Source organism: Arhodomonas sp. KWT, assembly GCF_010993615.1.
In genome coordinates, this window is the sequence record NZ_WNXE01000272.1 from 1 (window position 1) to 2,742 (window position 2,742).

Annotated in this window: 1 protein-coding gene; it reads right to left on the reverse strand. The window is 71.2% G+C overall.

The genetic code is table 11. The annotated features are described in order from the left end of the window. Positions 1-2,220, reverse strand: a 2,220-nt coding sequence (locus G7A99_RS17735) for an AAA family ATPase (RefSeq protein WP_163142660.1), incomplete at its 3' end; no start/stop codon positions are given. Positions 2,221-2,742: the final 522 nt, after the last annotated feature.

Genomic DNA, 2,742 nt, shown 5'->3' on the forward strand with positions numbered 1-2,742 from the left:
GGCCTCCATCCGCCCGGCGAGCAGGTCCTGGAGCGTGGCGGGCACGTTCTCCGACGGCGCCCTGAGCCGGTAGTGACGGACCAGCTCCTCGATGAACAGCGGTATGCCGTCACCGTGATAGAGGATACGCTCGCGTACCGCCGCGGACAGGCGGTCGCTGCCCTCCAGCACCGCGAACAGTTCCGCGCTCTCGCGGGCATCGAGGCGCCGGAGCAGGAGCCGCTCCACCGGGTCGTCGACGCGCCAGGGATAGGTGGTACCGGACCGCGCGGTGACCAGCACCATCACCGGGCAGTCCGCGAGCTCCTGGACGAAACGGCGCAGGAGCATCGCCGTGGTCGAGTCGCTCCAGTGCAGGTCCTCCACGACCAGCAGCAACGGCATCCGGGCGGCCATGGCTGCAGCCACCCCGACCAGCAGCCCGAGCACGCTGTCACGACCCTGGGCGGGATCGGCGTACTCGCTGATCAGTGCGTTCGGCCACGCCCCATCGGCCTCGATAAGCCGCCCCAGCACCCCGGCACTGCCCGGCGGCATGCCCGGAAACGCCTCGACGAAGGCATTCACCCGGGCGACCCACTGGTCATCGCTCCCGTCGACGTCCGTGCCGGGCAGGTGCTCCCGGAGCGCGCGGATCACCGGCAGGAGCGGCTGTCGCAGCGTTTCCGCGTTGCAGCGCATCACCACGGCCAGGCCCTCCTCGCGGGCACGAACCTCCGAGACCAGCCTCTGCACCAGGCGCGACTTGCCGATGCCGGGCTCGCCCTCCATCGCCACCAGGGCGAACCGTCCCCCGCGCACGCCCTCCCAGGCTTGCCGCAGACGCCGGAGCTCGTCTTCACGGCCGATCAGCGGTGACATGCCGCCCTCGCGGCCCGAGAGCGCGACACGGTCCTCGATCCCCCGGTCGCCGGTGACCCGGTGGAGCCCGATGGTCTGCTCGCCATTGCCCACACGCACCGTATCGAAGTACACACGTACCCGCTCGTGCACGGTATCGGTGACCACGCACTCACCCGCGGGTGCCGCCTCGGCGAGACGGAGCGCGGCATCCGATAGCTCGCCGCTGGGGTCCGGCAGCGCCGTGCTGCCGGCGGTGAGCATCCGCCCGGAGTGCACGGCAACGCGGGCGCTGCCCGGCGATCCCGACAGGGCCTCCCGGGTGATCCGCAGGCCGGCACGCACCGCCTGGATCGTGGCCGAACCGCTCGCCACCGGATAACCGAAGTACAGGACCAGGCGGCCGCCGTGAGAGCGGCCGGCGAGACCGCCGTGCTCGTCGGCGATGACCCCGGCCTGCCGGGTCATCTCCGCGATCCCGCGCACGCGCTCCTCGCTGTCCCAGTCCGCGGGCAGCTGCAGGCACACGGCCACCACCGTGACCAGACGCCGCTGGAGCTCCGGCTCCCCGGCCGCCTGCATCGACTGCCGGATCTCCCGGCGCCGGGCGATCGCCCGATCCCGGAGGGCGGCGGTCGCCGCATCCGGCGCCACGTCGAGCTCGCTGGCGAGGGTTTGCGCCAGGCGTTCGTAATGCTCGACGGCCTCGTCACACCGGTCGGCGTTATACAGCGTCCACAGCAGCAGCCGGTGTACCGTCTCGTCGAGGGGCTCGACCTGCAGAAACCGGCGCAGGGGGTCGAGGGCCCGCTCCGGGGCCTCGGCGCGGGCGAGGCAGTGCGCGACCTGCTCGAGGATGCTCCGGGCCCGGTCCCGGAGCGTCGTGCGCCGCTGGAGCAGCCACTCCATCACCGGCTGCGGCAGCTCGCTCGCGGTGAACCCCTGCAGGAAAGGACCGCGGTACACCGACACCGACTGCTGCATGAGGTCCAGGGCAGCGCGGCATCCGGCGGTCCTCACGTGTCCGCCGCAGCATTCCGGGCCGGCGCCGATAACGCCCGTGTCCAGCCAGCACGGCAGGCGGCTGTCCAACCCGACCGCTTCACGGCTGACCAGCAACGGCCCCTCGCCACCGGGGTCCGCGGGCAGACGCTGGCGCAGGTGGTGGAGCGTCTGCCGGAGATTGTTACGCGCGGTCCTCTCGCCCACCTCCGGCCAGAACAGGCCCGCCAGGCGGATTCGGGACAACGGCTCCCGCGCCTCCTGCACCAGATAGGCGAGCAGCGCGCCGGTCTTGGTGTCGTCGAGCCCATCGACCGGCACACCACGGATCGATACTTCCATGGGGCCGAGGCAACGGACCACCACCCCATCGGACACGGTTTCCGACGGCGGCGCTGCATGAACGCTGCCGGCCTGACTTGCCCCATTCGCGCGCATCCGCGCCACCCCCTTTCCGGCCTGATCCCTGCGCCCGTGGCCACGGGCCGGTACGCCGGCGCGCGCCCCGTTATGCCGGCGTTATCGGTTCGATCATTGGTTTTGTCCGTAAACAAACTAACGCACGGATCACGGCCTGGCCAGAAACCCGGCGACGCCGTCACCGCGGCAACCGGAACCGCGGGCGGCGCATGAAAACGGGGGATTGCGCCGCGACGCCCCCTCGTCAGGGCCCCTGAGCGATCCGTCTCACGGCCATGGCGGGCCGGTATAACGCGGCCCTAACGCGGCGGGCGTTATAAACCGCAACCCAGATTGCATGAACCGTCGCCGGGCACCCCGTCAGTGACGCGTGGCACACCGGGATGCCGGCGGACAACGTCATTCCCCAATCGCTCGTGGCCGCCGAGGCCACGCCGCACAACGTGGTGACGGAGACCGAACGGATGAAGGCGAACACAG